This window comes from Nostoc sp., from assembly GCF_036919495.1.
Taxonomy (GTDB): domain Bacteria; phylum Cyanobacteriota; class Cyanobacteriia; order Cyanobacteriales; family Nostocaceae; genus Nostoc.
In genome coordinates this window covers 14740-29203 of the sequence record NZ_JBALBZ010000140.1, presented here as the reverse complement: position 1 = coordinate 29203, position 14464 = coordinate 14740, and the positions used below count along the sequence as shown (strand labels likewise).

Here is a 14464-nt window from a genome sequence, read left to right as displayed (position 1 = left end):
CTTCGGGGGTCATGCCTATGGTTTAAGTAAGTATTGTGTTCTCCCCATACTACACTCATGAATCAGTATTTCTGCAAAAATGGGATGCTCCCGAGTTGTATTGGCAAGAGCAGTGCGATGCCTGCGGCGGGCGACACCTACGCACTTGCAAAATCGTGTATTAGTATATGGAAATAGAACAGTAGTCTTTGAGTGATTTTATACCAAAATGAATGCAAGAGAGCGATGACTAGGTTAGGATACGCCTACGCAGGAAGTTGTGAGATAATGTTTTCTAGCCAGTCGTTTGTCAATTATCTATCTCCCAATCTTCAATCAACAAGTTATTAATCCGCTTAAATTCTCTGGTGTTATGGGTAACAAGGGTTAAGTTCTTTGTCAGTGCGATGGCGGCAATTTGTAAATCATAAGCTCCAATTGGAGTGCCTAATGCTTCTAGCTGAGATCGAATCATTCCAAATGTCATTGCTGCGAGATCGTCAAACGGTAGTGATATAAATTGAGCTAAAAATTCTTGCTGTAAGGTAAGATTACGTTTTGGGTTGGCACTTTTCATTGCGCCATAAAATAGTTCAGCTTTGACGATTGAGCAAACGGCAATATCTTTAGTAACAGTGGTTTCTAGTTTCTGCTTGAAGGTGAAATTTTTACCACGCATATAGATAATGCAAGTGTTAGTATCTAGCAGGAATTTCACAGGATGGATTCGCGTTCTTGTTGTTGTCCTTGGGAATGGCGAAAGAATGTTTCATCTTGAATACATCCATAGAATTTAGTCAAAGGATATTCTGGAGTTTCAATTTGGGTTTCTGGTTCTAGGGACTCAATGAGGGTTTTTAGCAATGTCAAGCCTCGGCTAAGGTCGAGTTCTTCGGTGAGTTCAGCCAAGGGAGATTGACGGAAGAATTCTGAAAGGTTGGTGGGTTGATCTGGGTGGGTGTTATGTGTGTTCAGGCTTTGGGCAAGGAATTGGATAATATACAGTTTATCGTTGGGGGAAAGCTGAAGGAGTTGTTCTTCGAGTTCTGGGATAGCCATGATGGGGTTTAAGTGGAGGATAATTTTATTTTACTTTCACTTTTTACTTTCACTGTTCAAGGGTTAATTTAGTTTGGCTCGTTAGAGAAAATATTGTTCTGGAATAATTATGGATTATCTAATGAAGAAAAAAGAAACCTTATTTCTGAAATAAATCCTACAGCTTTTATAGAAAGTAAATTGGCATGGGCATTGAATAATTCTCATTCACCCCATTCAACCGGATTGCAGTATACTGCCGAAGGTTTACTAAATGGTTTAAGTCATCATCTCTAATGTTAAACTAGTCATAGTAAAAATTAAACAACTGAATCACCTCAAAAAACATATTACAGCCATCCTCCATGCAGTTAGGGACTTCCAAGAAATAAATTATTCCAAGAAACGAACCACAGAGACAAGGCAGCGCGGTCTTGGGGGTTTCCCCCATGAGCGACTGCCGCGCAGAGAACGCAGAGAGAAGAAATAGAGAGAGTTTTTGCCTCAGTTTTGGAACATTTTTTTATTTGGAAGTCCCTTATATCTGGCTAAAATGCTGTAAGAAGCGATCGCACTTTGTTATAGTCGCCAGTTTCATAATGTCATTTACAGATAAACGTCCTCTTAGTTGGTTGTTGCAACAGTTTCAACTCCAGCCAGGTAAGCCCGCCATTGCCTCTGGATTGCGTAGCCTTTTTATACTGGGTGTCCCGATTGGAATTGGAATCATTACAGGTCATGCTGCTGAAAGTGCGATCGCCACTATGGCGGCTTGGTTTGTTGGTATGGTAAATGTTGACGGAGCCTACCGTCAGCGAGCGACTGCTATGATCGCAGCTACGCTTGGGGTGACTGTAATGTTCCTAATCGCAAGTCTGGTTAGCAGTCATCTCTGGTTAGCTGTCCCGACCACGTTCTTGGTAATATTTATAGCAGGTTTAGCAAATCTCTATGGCAACGTGGCTGCATCTGTCAGCTTGGTCACTTCAATAATGTTTGTGATTGCGCTGGCTAGATTCGCTTCATTTTCTAATTTGTCTACTCTTATTCAACACTGTGGGCTATGTCTGGCTGGTGGAACATGGACAACTGTATTGTCATTGGGACTGTGGGCGGTGCGTCCTGATGTACCTGCAATACAGACAGTCGCTAACTGTTATCTCTCATTAAGCAATTTTGTGGACTTGGCAAGCCAGAGAGCATTAAATCCAAGAGATAGTCAACAGTGGGAACAGCGATTTTTGCAAGCTCAGGATACAGTTATTCAAAACTTGACATCTGCCCGTAGCGTCTGGACAACTATCTGGACTAGGCAAAGAGGAGCTAACCTGCGGGGAAATCAGTTACTCGTATTAATTGAGGATATAAATCAAATTGTCAATTCTGTTGTAGCACTGAGCGAACTATTAGCGATCGCATCCGAACATCAACTATTTTCTCGGTTACAGCCAGAAATTCAGCAAGTGATAGAACAGTCGGCAATTGCTTTGCAAATGTTATCACAAGCGATCGCCAAAGGCAAAAACTCACCTCACTTAGGGGATCTAGATCGGAGTCTTGAAGCACTAGAACACCAAAGGCAAGTTCTGCGTTCTCAAATCCTCAATCAAACCATCAATGCCCAGACAGATCAGTATTCCGATCTCCTCAACCTTGGGAAAATTACAGCCAGTCTGACAAAGCTAGTAGAGCAAATTCATACTGATGCAGAGATTGTTACAGATTTAAGCCAAGGAAAACAGCGCAACAGGATTGCCCAGCGAGATATTTCTCCCCCAGCCCAACCAGAGCGTTCTACAATTATTGATACGCTGCGAAATAATTTCACTTTTGATTCAGTCCTATTTCGCCATGCGTTGCGCCTCGCACTAATCACAACCCTTGCTGAATTACTTGCCTCGCTATTCCAACTACCTAGAGGCTACTGGATCACCCTAACAGCTTTAGTTGCACTTAAACCCAACTTTGGTGGAACGTCACAGACAACAGTCCAAAGAGTCGTTGGCACTATTTTGGGTGGAATTATCGGTATTGCTCTGGTTTTACTAGTTAAGAATCAATTGGCGATCGCAGTTTGTTTCTTGCTGCTTGTGTTTGTTGCGATGTCGGTGCGATCGTTAAGCTACAGCATATTCATCATACTGCTGACTCCCGCCATCATATTGCTACTCAACATGATTAGTGCAGGTGGCTGGAAGGTTGGATTATTGCGGATCTTCGATAGCTTTGCTGGGGGTGTCTTAGCACTACTTGGTAGCTATTTGCTTTTCCCTCGTTGGGAACGACAGCAACTTCCTGCACAACTGGAAAAGACAATTCGAGCTAATCTTGCTTACTTTCAACAGGTGATTGCTAACTATCTCCATCCAGAACATAATGCGTTTGCTGATTCTATCAACATGCTACGCCACCAAGCAGCACTAGAGAACGCCAACGCCAACGCCGCAGCTCAACGATTGTTCAGCGAACCTCGTCACATTCAGGGAGAAATCGAACCTGTAATGACGCTGATGATATACATTCGTGGCTTTTTCAGTTCGGTAACAACTTTGGCAGAACATCTGCGCGAATTTAGTGGTGAATACCAATTTCCTGAAGTAAAGCGACTTGCTGATACCATTGTCCAAGTTTTAGAAAACTTAGCAGATGCCCTTGGACAGGGACAGCCACCTCAACCATTACCAGCGCTGGATAGTTATCTCGAAGCAATTCATTACCAAATTGAACAGCTACATACTGCTCGTTTATCAGAAATTGCTACCAATTTCAACACTTTAACTCCCACATTACAAGCCGTTCAAGAACAAACTCCACTCTCTACAGAACTGGATCGAATTGTTAATGAAATTAAAGTTCTACACTGTGTAATTGCTCGTCTGCAAAAATAATTGGCGTTACAAAATAGTGGGATGAATTGGGGCAAGCTCTTGAGGCAGAGGAAGTGGGGGGAAATTTTAAAAGTTGGCAAATCATCCCGTAAATATGCAACGCCGAATAATTTTCTTTACGAAGCTGAAACCATTTTATTTAAGATATGCCAAAGTCCGACGTCCAATTATTCCGTCTGCTCTTAATCCTTTAGCCTTCTGAAAGCTGATCACGGCTGAACGTGTCTTGTTATCAAAAACACCATTCACACTTGCAGTATAGAATCCTTGCTGTTTTAACAAATTCTGAGCAGTTTTGACTCTCTCTCCTCTGCTACCTACTGTGAGTGCAGTACTACGGTTTGCGGTACTATGGTTTGCTGTACTATTCTTATGGCTATTAACCTTTTGGACAGCACTAGCCTTTTTCATAGTGCCACCAGAGTTTTGAGCAACCTGGGTAGCAGTAGCCATATTGTGGGTTTTATTATTGCTTAAAGAATAAGCAGGCGCAGCAGCAGCTAAAGCCAAGGCAGGGAGCAAAGCAAGTACTTTCCAATTCATCTTTTTGTTCCTTCTAACTATAAGAGTTCTGACAATTTTGATTAGAAGAGTCATCCAAATAAGGATTAGTGCCTTATAATGATTCTTCTGGGTAGACTCTGGTGTGTGGGTTTAGTATAGAAGTGAGTCTATTCTTTAACCCAGACCTATAGCATCACACGTTATATTGACAGAGCTATTGCAAAATTGTGACAAAAGCATGACTAATTTATTTAGAATTGTGTAGCACAAAGTCTTACTCTTGATTTGTCAGAATTTCCCTAAAATCCTTAAATCACCGCTAAAAAAATGGCGCTCGCACTTGCAAAATCGTGTATTAGTGTATGGTAATAGAACAGTAGTATATAAAAGATGCTCAAGCGACTAGAAGTCGCAGCTATACAAAAAAGTAATATTAAGAGTTATCACTCAGTTTGCGAAAGCAAAGTTAAATAGTTAACAGCCTAGCAGTAAGAAGATATTATGACCACTGAGAATTTCGTCGTCCGCCCAATGAAAAGGTCGGAAATGGATTTGGCGATTACTTGGGCAGCAACCGAAGGTTGGAATCCAGGAAAGTATGATGCTCAATCTTTTTATCAAACTGACGAGAGCGGTTTTTTCTTGGGTGAGTTGAATGGTGAGCCGGTGGGGTGCATTTCTGCTGTTGCTTATGATCCACACTTTGCCGTTATAGGTTTTTACATTGTGAAACCCCAGTTTCGTGGGCAGGGGTTGGGTATGAAAATTTGGAAGACAGCAATGGACTATCTGGGTGCCGATCGTAACATCAGCTTGGATGGTGCAGTAGCTCAACAAGATAACTACAAAAAGTCTGGTTTCCAAATCGCTTATAACCATATTCGTTATGAAGGGGTAGGTGGCGGTGTTGTGCCTGCTGGAATCGTGGATCTGAAAACAGTGCCTTTTGAAGATTTGCTGGCTTACGATCGCCAATTTTTTCCTTCTAAGCGATCGCTGTTTCTGCAACATTGGATTGAACAGCCAGAAAGTACTGCTTTCGGGTTTCTCAAAAATGGATATCTTGCTGGTTACGGAGTTATCCGACCTGCCCATACAGGTTTTAGGGTTGGGCCACTATTTGCTAATGATGAACAGATTGCTGAAGCATTGTTTCAAGCCTTGCTTGCACAAAATCCTCATGCTCCAGTGTTTTTTGATGTGCCAGATACAAATCTACAAGCGATTAACCTAGTTCAACGTTACCAATTGCAACCAGTCTCTCAAACTGCTCGGATGTACACTAAAGAAATTCCTAGTTTACCTATTTATCGCGTCTTTGCTGTGACAAGTTTAGAAGTAGGTTAGAGAATGCTTCAAACTTGATGACTTTTAAAAGTTCACTTCTTCACAAGGGCTGCGATCGCACCTACCAGTTTCGCAGGATCGGCTGGTTTAGCGATATGGAGTTGAAATCCGGCTGTAAAAACCTGCTTTTGTGTCGTTTCTGCGGCGTAAGCACTTAGAGCGATCGCGGGAATTTGTCCACCTAAATTCGCGGGCATTGCTCGTAACTTTCTGATCAAAGTGTAACCGTCAACATCTGGCATACCTAAATCGCTTAACAGCAAATCTGGTTTTGACTGCATAATTGCAGTCAGTGCTTCATTGGCAGATGCTGTGATCGTCACGATTGCTCCTTGCTGTTCTAATAAAAAAGCCAGAAACTCACGGGTATCAGCATTATCATCTACAATTAACAAACGTATTCCTTCTAGTGGAGCATAAAGCATACAGGATGGATAAGAATCACCTGATAAATTGTTATTTTCCTTTCCTAATTCCAAATGTTGAAACATAGGTAGGCAAACTGTAAAAGTTGCACCTTGTCCTTCTCCTAAGCTCTCTGCCGAAACTGTACCACCGTGTAACTCGACAAGTTGGCGCACAATCGCTAAACCAAGTCCGAGTCCACCAAAACTTCGGGTTGTACTACTATCTGCCTGACGGAAATATTCAAATACGTATGGTAGAAAATCAGGATTAATACCTTTACCCGTGTCACTAACTATCAGTTGTACTTCAGAATTAATCTGTTTTAAGTAAACTTCTACCTGTCCACCGGATGGTGTGAATTTAACAGCGTTAGAGAGCAGATTCCAAATAATTTGTTGAATACGACTACTATCACCCTTCACCTGTCCAATTCCTGTATCCAAATGAACATTAATTTGAACGGACTTAGCTTCTGCTGCCAATTGCACTGTCTCTAAGGCAGCTTGAACAGTAAAAACAAGATTAACCCTCTCTAAATTAAGTGCTAGCTTGCCCCGAAGAATGCGAGAGATATCCAACAAATCTTCAATCAACTGAGCCTGTAATTCAGCATTTCGTTCGATAGTCTCCAGGGCACGTACAGTAGTAGCTTCGTTTAATGAGCGATTCTTTAATAGCTTTGCCCACCCCAAAATTGGATTAAGAGGAGAACGAAGTTCATGAGAAACAATTGCTAAAAATTCATCTTTTATGCGGTTTGCTTTCTCAGCAACTTCTTTAGCTCGTTGGCGTTCTTCTGCTATTGCTAGAGCCTGATCGCGTAGGTTTTTATATTCTTGAACTCTGAACGTTAAATCTGTCAAATCTTCAATTGAAAAAAGAGCATAAAATCCATCTCCATGAAATGCAGATATAGCAGTAACAGTTGTGTGTTGAATACGGTATTTATTTGGGGATATAGGTACTGGAATAATATATTTATGCAGTTGAGAAGAAAAAATTGTTGGAGGCCCGCCTTGAAAAATTTGGTGCAAACGGCTAGCGTAACGAGGTTGATTCAAATGAGGAAAATATTCCTGAATAGAAATTCCCAAAATTTTACTTCTCGGAATTTTTGTCCATTCCTCTAAACAGGAGTTCCAGAAGATAACAATATAATCTGATTGTAGAACAAAAGCTCCTAAGGGAATTTTATCTAATAGGCTGAATTTTTCCTGAGCTTGTTCGATTATATTCATTGCATTATCAAAGCTTTTTAATATTTATTTAAACTATTTTTACTATAATTATATTATTGAATTATTTCGATTTTACTCATTCATTGCATTGATGAGCGCATCAAAAGTGCCCACTAGAAAGATTAAAATAATATCTCCGATAATTTCAAAGCGTTCAATTGTGAAACTAGCTTGTGCCAGTAAAATTTTTGAATCGCTTTCGTATGCAGATAATAATAAATTTTCAAGGGTATCTTCTAAATAAACGGGCAATGCGTAGTTTAGATGCTTCTTTAGCACATTACTGAGTGAACCCATTACCCCATTTATCACAATGTTACCAATTTCACTCAGGGTGCCAATTTTCACTGCATCTAGGTCAGCCGATCCTGGCTTTTCACCTGTAAGCACTGCAACTAATGTTGATGCACTGTCAGTTGGAAAAATTAAGCTAGCAGTGCCATAGAAAGAACCTGTAAAGCGTAGTTTTACAGCCGCCAAAGTATCATCCTGAAATCGTTTTGTTAATTCTTCATAGGCATCATTAGCAGTTAAGACTTTAACAACCGGAATTTTCAGACGAATGTGAGAGTCTACCATTTCATTAAGTAGACTTGCTGCTCGACCGACTCCAATATTAATTAACTCTTGTAGTGCATCTAGTTCTTCTGCTGTCACATTCATGAAAACTTATTCCTTAGTATTAAGAACTTCCTGGACAGCCTTTCGCAATTCACTTTCTTTTGGCGGTTTATTAATAAAGTTGACTGCCCCCAGGTTATAGCTTTGATTGCGTGCCCCTTCTTGGATATCGGCGGAAATGATAATGGTCGGAATCTTTAATTTTTTATCTTGCATAGCTTTCAAAAATTCAAAACCATTCATATCTGGCATTAGAAGATCCGCTAACACACAATTTGGCTTATGGCTGTCAACCATTTCTAATCCCTCACGTCCATTAGTTGCTTCGATAATTTCATAACCATCGATTTGCAAAAACTTACGGATCATTCTGCGAGAAAAAGCTGCATCATCGATAATCAAAACCATTGCCATCAGCTTTCTCCTTTTATGCTTTAGCTTAATAATTCTTCATGTATGCTAATTAGCCTACATTATTAATTAAAAGGGATGAATTAAATAATAAATCAATATAATTTTACAATTGTCAATAATGATAGTTTCGGAAAAATTATCAAACTCGCTGAAACTATAATGTTATTTTGTCGAGCTAAAATTTTTAATAATGGTAAATTTTAAAAATTTGTTAAGTATTTGAAATTCGCTCTAATTCTAGCTTTCCTATCCGTTGCCAATGCAAAATTCTTGTGTGCTGAATATCGGTTAGACGGTCGATTTCTCGCAGGCTCATGCCATTAAGATACATTTTGAGGCATACCTACTTGACATTGTTTGAGTAGTACCAAAGTTGTTAGGATTTGAGAAACTGACGTTAGCATTCGCACAGCGTCTCGTAGAGAAGCGCGGCGGAACGCACATCGCATGATTTACACTTGTTAAGATTATCTGTATTGACGACGAGCATTCTTGAAAGTTTGAGTTGAATAGCAAATATAACATTGCCTATCTCTTAACTATATCATTAAGGTAAATATTATGTCTTCAGCCTGAGAAGAGACAAACATCTCTCTTTAGATAGAGATTACTGAGGCATAATATTAAATTAGTATTAAAATAAATAAGATATTTAAATTTTTACTTTATTAACCAATGGAGTTAAATGAAATTGACGATGATATAGAAGCATTTCTCGTGGAAAGCTATGAGAACTTGAATCAAATTGAAGGCGATATTATTGAGCTAGAAAAAACATCTGCGAATGGAGAAGCATTAGTTCGCATTTATCGTTCACTCCATACGCTTAAAGGAAATTGCGGCTTTTTACCGTTTCCTAATTTAGAATCACTTGCTCATGCTGGAGAGAATTTGCTCTCGTGTCTGCGCGATCGCCAGCTAGAAATCACCCCTGAGATTATTAGTATTTTACTAGAAACAGTTGACGGCATTCGGCAAATTCTGTCTCAAATTCAAGCTACAAAGCAGGATGGCGATGTCTACGACGGGCTGCGCCTACGCGATTATTCAGCACTGATCGCAACTTTAACCCAATTGTCAGAAGTAAAACAGACTCCAAAACCCTCTCAATCGCCTGTTAATAATACACAAACGCCACAAATAGGTGCAGAAACTCCAAAAGATAGAGCAGGTAGTGAGGTCAATAACGAACTCACAGAAATATCAACGACGACATCAGAATCTGCTTATATCCGAGTCAATGTTAATCTGCTAGATCAGATAATGAACCTAGTAGGTGAACTCGTTTTAGCTCGTAACCAGATAATCGAATTTAGTACAAAATTTAAGGATAATAGTTTTGCTGGTACTTGCCAGCACCTGAGCCTACTTACAGCCGAGTTGCAAGAAGGGGTGATGAAAACTCGACTGCAACCAATTAGTTCCATTTGGCAAAAGTTCCCTCGCGTCACCCGTGATTTGGCGATCGCTTCCGGTAAAGAAGTTGAAGTGGAGATGGAGGGAGGAGAGACTGAACTAGACAAAAGTATTATTGAAACAATTAAAGACCCCTTGACGCACTTAGTACGCAACTGCATCGATCATGGGATTGAATTACCAGCCGAACGGGTTGCTTGTGGAAAACCAAGCTTAGGGCGGCTATTTCTCAGAGCCTTTCACGAAAGCGGCAAAGTAAATATTGAAATTGGCGATGATGGTCGCGGTCTGAATTTAGAACGGCTCAAAGGGCGAGCGCAGCAACTTGGTTTAGCCAACGCTGTGCAAGCTGCAACCATGAGCAAATTAGAAGTGATGAACTTAATTTTTTTATCCGGCTTCTCCACTGCTGAACAGGTGACTTACCTTTCCGGGCGGGGGGTTGGGATGGATATTGTCAAGAGCAATATTGAGAAGATTAACGGAACGATTGAAATTTACAGCCAACAGGGACAAGGAACGACTTTCAAAATCAAGATTCCGTTGACATTGGCAATTATTCCAGCATTGATTATCAGCAGTGGGGGCGATTGCTATGCCATTCCCCAAACGAGTTTACTAGAACTAGTACGCCTAGAAGCACTTAATAGTATTGAGATATTATACGATGTGCCTGTGTATCGCTTGCGAGGTAATCTTGTGCCCTTGATTTATCTCAACGAAGTATTGCAACAGGATAGTGTCAGCAACTTAGAAACACTCAGTCTGGTAATCGTGCAAGTTGATAATTATCGCTTTGGATTGGTCGTAGACACAATCGAAGACATTCAAGATATTGTAGTTAAACCTTTGGGAAGACAGTTAAAGGCGCTATCCCTATTTGCAGGAGCTACCGTTTTAGGGGATGGCACAGTGGCATTAATTATTGATGTTGTCGGTCTGGCAAACCGAACTGGTATAACCGCCAAACAAAAGCAGTTGTTGAGCGAAAACGCTGCAAATAGCCAAGAGCAAGCAGGCTCACGCCAAACAATTTTACTATTTGAGGGGCCCCAAGGCGCACGCATGGGCATTCCACTGGCGATCGCGTTTCGGCTCGAAGAGATTCTTGCTACTGCTATCGAAAAAGTGGCTAATCAGAATGTCTTTCAGTCTTACGGTCAAATTCTGCCGCTAATTGATCTTTATAAGATATTTGGCGATCGCGATCGCTTTAATAATGAGGCTTTAGCGACAGCTACAGAAACGCTCCAGATAATTATTGTCTCTCCATACTCAGAACTCAGCCTTGGGCTAGTGGTCGATCGCATCCTTGATATTGTGGAAGAACCACTAACCATTAAAGGCATTCCTAGTAGACCTGGTGTACTTTACTGTGCTGTAATTCAAGGACAAATCACAGAAATTATTGACATTGAGACTGTAATTCGGATTGCTAACCCTCATTTGCTGCAACTAGCGACTCATGGCTGAACAACAAATTTGCACATTTTTTCTCAAAGGAGTTTACTTTGGTATTGACGTGCAACACGTTCAAGAAGTGATTCGTCCACAAGCAATGACTCGTGTACCTTTAGCACCACCAGATATTTGTGGGTTGATTAATTTACGTGGACAAATTATTACTGTGATCGATTTGCAGCGTCGATTAGAGATGAGCGAACCGCAGACACAATCAACTACAAAACTTGGAGATGAGCCTGACTTTTCACGCTATGTGGAAAAACCAATGCGAAACCTAACCCTCCCTTCCCTACCAGAGAAGGGGGAGAATTCAAAGCCTCCCTCCTGCAAGGAGAGAGGTTTTCCAGATCCCGTGAAAAGTCAGGTAGATGCAGCCCAAGGATTTAATATCATTGTGTATTGTAATCATGAAGTAGTTAGTCTGTTAGTGGATGATGTGGGAGATGTTTTAGAGTTTGCACACAACACCTTTCAACCCCCACTCGCAACGTTAAAAGGTAGAATGCGTCAGATGCTAGCAGGAGCTTACCCGCTCCCAGAGGGATTTCTGTTAGTTCTAGACGCCGAGAAAATTCTAGATGTTAATTTAACAAATCAGATTATCGAATAATTCAGGAGCGCTTTGCAATGACTACAAATCGGGCTGGGAAAACAGCCAACTCTAAATCTCCCTCGGTGGATAGTGCAGATTCGCAACCGACCGATGATAGTGTAATAAAAGTGCAATTGCAAGCGTTACTAATAGCACTTAAGGCGGCAAAAAACGGTGATTTTACCGTCCGTTTAGCTGATGAGAATAATCAACTGGGTGAAGTAACCTCAGTTTTTAATGAATTGGTGAGTTTAAATCAAAACTTTGCTAACGAAGTTAATCGCTTGGCATCCGAGATTGGTATCGAAGGAAAGCTTGGTTCTCAAGCCGTTGTCAAAGGAGCCGGTGGGAGTTGGAAAGAATCGCTCGACAAGTTGAATCAGATGTCTACAAATTTAAAAGAGCAGATAAAAGGTATTAATGAGGTTAGCCTTGCCGTTGCTCAAGGAAATTTATCCAAGCAAATCGAGGCAAGTAATGCAGGAGAGTTTAGGCAGCTCACGGATAATGCAAATCAGATGATTAGCAGTCTGAGGTCTTCAATTAGACAGATGACAGAGGTGGCAACAGCAGTTGCGTCTTCCGCAGAAGAACTAACCGCAGTCAGTAAAGAAATGACTGAGAACGCCGAACAAACAGCCGAACAGGCCACTTCTGCTTCTGCCTCAGCTGAACAGGTAAGTCAGAATACTAATACAGTGGTGACTGCCGTGGAAGAGATGAATGCTAGCATTCGAGAAATTGCTAAGACCGTTACCCAAGGAGCAAAGGTCACGACTGAGGCAGTTAAAACAGCTGAACGCACGAACGAGACAATTAACAAACTCGGTCAAAGCAGCATCGAAATTGGTAAAGTTATTAAAGTCATTACCTCGATCGCAGGGCAAACAAACCTGTTAGCACTCAATGCTACCATTGAGGCGGCTAGAGCCGGGGATGCAGGTAGAGGATTTGCCGTAGTCGCAAATGAGGTGAAAGAATTAGCCAAACAAACGGCAAGTGCGACTGAAGATATTAGCTTGCGAATTGAAGCAATTCAGACAGATACAAAAAGCGCCGTTCAAGCCATCACTCAGATTACTAGTATTATCAATCAAATCAACGACTTGCAAAGCACGATCGCCAGTGCTATTGAGGAACAAACAGCAACTACAAATGAAATTGGTCGAAATATGGCTGAGGCAGCCAAAGGAACATCAGATATTGCCAAAAGTATTGGAATTGTGGCACTTAATACTCAAAGTACGACTACAGGAACTAGTAATACCTTAGAGGCAGCTACAGAACTGTCCCGAATGGCAGTAGATTTGCAGAAAGTCGTTAATCAGTTCAAGTATTAAGAGCGGCAGGGGGCAGAGGAGATATATTTTAGAATGCAACAATGAGCCTTTGAACTCCATTAATGAGCCTTTGATACTCGTAAACAAGCATAAAAACTCCCCTACCTCCTGCCTCCCTTGCCCCAATCCCCCAATCCCTAATATCTAATGCCCAAAATTCGGGTACTAATTGTTGATGACGCCGTAGTAGTACGGAGTCGAGTAAGTAAAATTTTGTCTAGCGATCCAGAACTGGAGGTGGTAGGAGTCGCGGCTAACGGTCGCATTGCCCTTGCTAAAATTTCCTATGTTAATCCCGATGTGATCATCCTGGATATTGAAATGCCGGAGATGGATGGTTTGCAAACCCTGTCTGCTATCCGACAAATATATCCACGCTTACCAGTCATTATGTATAGTACCTTCACACGCAGTGGAGCGATCGCAACCCTCGAAGCTCTTTCTTTAGGTGCTTCAGACTATGCCACAAAACCTAGTAACTTAGGAAGTGTAGAGGCAACAAATCAACATATTCGGGATGATTTAATTCCTAAAATTAAGGTATTTGGTGGGCTTTTCACACCCAGCACAATTACTCATCCAGTTATTTTTCCTGTTCGTAGCGACATACAGCAGGTGGAAGTTGTGGCAATTGGGGTTTCTACCGGAGGCCCAAATGCTCTGGCTGTTGTGCTTAAGGAGTTTCCAGTAGATTTATCAGTACCAATTTTGATTGTGCAACACATGCCGCCAATGTTTACGAAACTACTAGCTAAACAATTAGCTTCCAAGTGTCAAATCCCAGTAGATGAAGCGGTTTCTGGACAGATACTAAAACCGGGACATGCCTGGATTGCACCAGGAGATTTTCATCTAGTCGTGCAACGCGATAAAACTGGGGTTAGACTTGCCACCCATCAAGCATCAAGAGAAAATTCTTGTCGTCCTTCAGTCGATGTGCTGTTGCGATCGGTTGCACAGGTTTATGGGGGTGGAGCGATCGCTGTTATCCTCACGGGTATGGGGCAAGATGGGTTGCATGGCTGTCAGTGCATACGCGAGGCCGGTGGACAGGTACTTGCACAAGATAAAGCTACTAGCGTCGTGTGGGGAATGCCTAGTTTTGTCGTTAATGCCGGGCTTGCCAATCAAATTCTTCCACTTAACCAAATCGCAAATGAAATTATGCACAGAATTGGTTTAAATCAAGTTCCTCCTTCAGACCTGTAATTAAAC

12 protein-coding genes are annotated in these 14464 nt (G+C 41.3%); 6 read left to right on the top strand and 6 right to left on the bottom strand.

Going from position 1 to position 14464, the window contains the following annotated elements:
- Window positions 1-289: 289 nt before the first annotated feature.
- Both vapC and V7K25_RS19455 read right to left on the bottom strand, forming a co-directional pair.
- Window positions 290-697, bottom strand: coding sequence for a type II toxin-antitoxin system tRNA(fMet)-specific endonuclease VapC (vapC, locus tag V7K25_RS19460; protein ID WP_335160148.1), 408 nt, complete (start codon window positions 695-697; stop codon window positions 290-292).
- Entirely contained in the window at window positions 694-1038 is a 345-nt protein-coding gene (locus V7K25_RS19455) for a hypothetical protein (RefSeq protein ID WP_335160147.1), read from the bottom strand. The genes vapC and V7K25_RS19455 overlap by 4 nt, the downstream gene beginning before the upstream one ends.
- A 578-nt stretch (window positions 1039-1616) precedes the next feature.
- Here V7K25_RS19455 and V7K25_RS19450 point away from each other — a divergent pair.
- Window positions 1617-3905 carry an FUSC family protein gene (locus V7K25_RS19450; protein ID WP_335160146.1) on the top strand — a complete coding sequence of 763 codons (2289 nt, stop codon included), beginning with the start codon at window positions 1617-1619 and terminating at the stop codon, window positions 3903-3905.
- Window positions 3906-4040: 135 nt separating this feature from the next.
- On the opposite strand, the gene V7K25_RS19445 is transcribed toward V7K25_RS19450, so the two are convergent.
- The gene (locus tag V7K25_RS19445) at window positions 4041-4448 is read right to left on the bottom strand and encodes a peptidoglycan-binding domain-containing protein (protein ID WP_335160145.1); all 408 of its coding nucleotides are present in this window, start codon (window positions 4446-4448) and stop codon (window positions 4041-4043) included.
- A 462-nt stretch (window positions 4449-4910) separates the two neighbouring features.
- Here V7K25_RS19445 and V7K25_RS19440 point away from each other — a divergent pair, with 462 nt between their 5' ends.
- Complete coding sequence (locus V7K25_RS19440; protein ID WP_335160144.1) at window positions 4911-5756, top strand: GNAT family N-acetyltransferase; 846 nt, start codon at window positions 4911-4913, stop codon at window positions 5754-5756.
- A 32-nt stretch (window positions 5757-5788) separates the two neighbouring features.
- Here the strand turns inward: V7K25_RS19440 and V7K25_RS19435 are convergent, their stop codons facing one another.
- The 3 genes from V7K25_RS19435 to V7K25_RS19425 form a co-directional block, all read right to left on the bottom strand.
- On the bottom strand, window positions 5789-7402 hold the full coding sequence (locus V7K25_RS19435; protein ID WP_335160143.1) for an ATP-binding response regulator: 1614 nt from the start codon (window positions 7400-7402) through the stop codon (window positions 5789-5791).
- A gap of 72 nt (window positions 7403-7474) precedes the next feature.
- On the bottom strand, window positions 7475-8065 hold the full coding sequence (locus tag V7K25_RS19430; protein ID WP_335160142.1) for a chemotaxis protein CheC: 591 nt from the start codon (window positions 8063-8065) through the stop codon (window positions 7475-7477).
- A gap of 6 nt (window positions 8066-8071) precedes the next feature.
- Window positions 8072-8437: a response regulator gene (locus tag V7K25_RS19425; protein WP_335160141.1), complete on the bottom strand. Its 366-nt coding sequence runs from the start codon at window positions 8435-8437 to the stop codon at window positions 8072-8074.
- Window positions 8438-9112: 675 nt separating this feature from the next.
- Between V7K25_RS19425 and V7K25_RS19420 the strand changes: the two genes are divergently transcribed.
- The 4 genes from V7K25_RS19420 (at window position 9113) to V7K25_RS19405 (ending at window position 14458) form a co-directional block, all read left to right on the top strand.
- On the top strand, window positions 9113-11326 hold the full coding sequence (locus V7K25_RS19420) for a chemotaxis protein CheW (protein WP_335160140.1): 2214 nt from the start codon (window positions 9113-9115) through the stop codon (window positions 11324-11326).
- The gene (locus V7K25_RS19415; RefSeq protein WP_335160139.1) at window positions 11319-11927 is read left to right on the top strand and encodes a chemotaxis protein CheW; all 609 of its coding nucleotides are present in this window, start codon (window positions 11319-11321) and stop codon (window positions 11925-11927) included. Before V7K25_RS19420 ends, V7K25_RS19415 begins: the two co-directional genes overlap by 8 nt.
- Before the next feature lie 17 nt (window positions 11928-11944).
- Entirely contained in the window at window positions 11945-13249 is a 1305-nt protein-coding gene (locus V7K25_RS19410) for a methyl-accepting chemotaxis protein (protein ID WP_335160138.1), read from the top strand.
- Window positions 13250-13396: 147 nt separating this feature from the next.
- The gene (locus V7K25_RS19405) at window positions 13397-14458 is read left to right on the top strand and encodes a protein-glutamate methylesterase/protein-glutamine glutaminase (protein ID WP_335160137.1); all 1062 of its coding nucleotides are present in this window, start codon (window positions 13397-13399) and stop codon (window positions 14456-14458) included.
- The last annotated feature ends 6 nt before the right edge of the window (window positions 14459-14464 follow it).

What these genes read in the sequence shown, in the direction of transcription:
- V7K25_RS19455 (WP_335160147.1), bottom strand. Translation starts at nt 1,038, where the DNA reads ATGGCTATCCCAGAACTCGAAGAACAACTCCTTCAGCTTTCCCCCAAC.
- V7K25_RS19450 (WP_335160146.1), top strand. Translation starts at nt 1,617, where the DNA reads ATGTCATTTACAGATAAACGTCCTCTTAGTTGGTTGTTGCAACAGTTT.
- V7K25_RS19445 (WP_335160145.1), bottom strand. Translation starts at nt 4,448, where the DNA reads ATGAATTGGAAAGTACTTGCTTTGCTCCCTGCCTTGGCTTTAGCTGCT.
- V7K25_RS19440 (WP_335160144.1), top strand. Translation starts at nt 4,911, where the DNA reads ATGACCACTGAGAATTTCGTCGTCCGCCCAATGAAAAGGTCGGAAATG.
- V7K25_RS19435 (WP_335160143.1), bottom strand. Translation starts at nt 7,402, where the DNA reads ATGAATATAATCGAACAAGCTCAGGAAAAATTCAGCCTATTAGATAAA.
- V7K25_RS19430 (WP_335160142.1), bottom strand. Translation starts at nt 8,065, where the DNA reads ATGAATGTGACAGCAGAAGAACTAGATGCACTACAAGAGTTAATTAAT.
- V7K25_RS19425 (WP_335160141.1), bottom strand. Translation starts at nt 8,437, where the DNA reads ATGGCAATGGTTTTGATTATCGATGATGCAGCTTTTTCTCGCAGAATG.
- V7K25_RS19420 (WP_335160140.1), top strand. Translation starts at nt 9,113, where the DNA reads ATGGAGTTAAATGAAATTGACGATGATATAGAAGCATTTCTCGTGGAA.
- V7K25_RS19415 (WP_335160139.1), top strand. Translation starts at nt 11,319, where the DNA reads ATGGCTGAACAACAAATTTGCACATTTTTTCTCAAAGGAGTTTACTTT.
- V7K25_RS19410 (WP_335160138.1), top strand. Translation starts at nt 11,945, where the DNA reads ATGACTACAAATCGGGCTGGGAAAACAGCCAACTCTAAATCTCCCTCG.
- V7K25_RS19405 (WP_335160137.1), top strand. Translation starts at nt 13,397, where the DNA reads ATGCCCAAAATTCGGGTACTAATTGTTGATGACGCCGTAGTAGTACGG.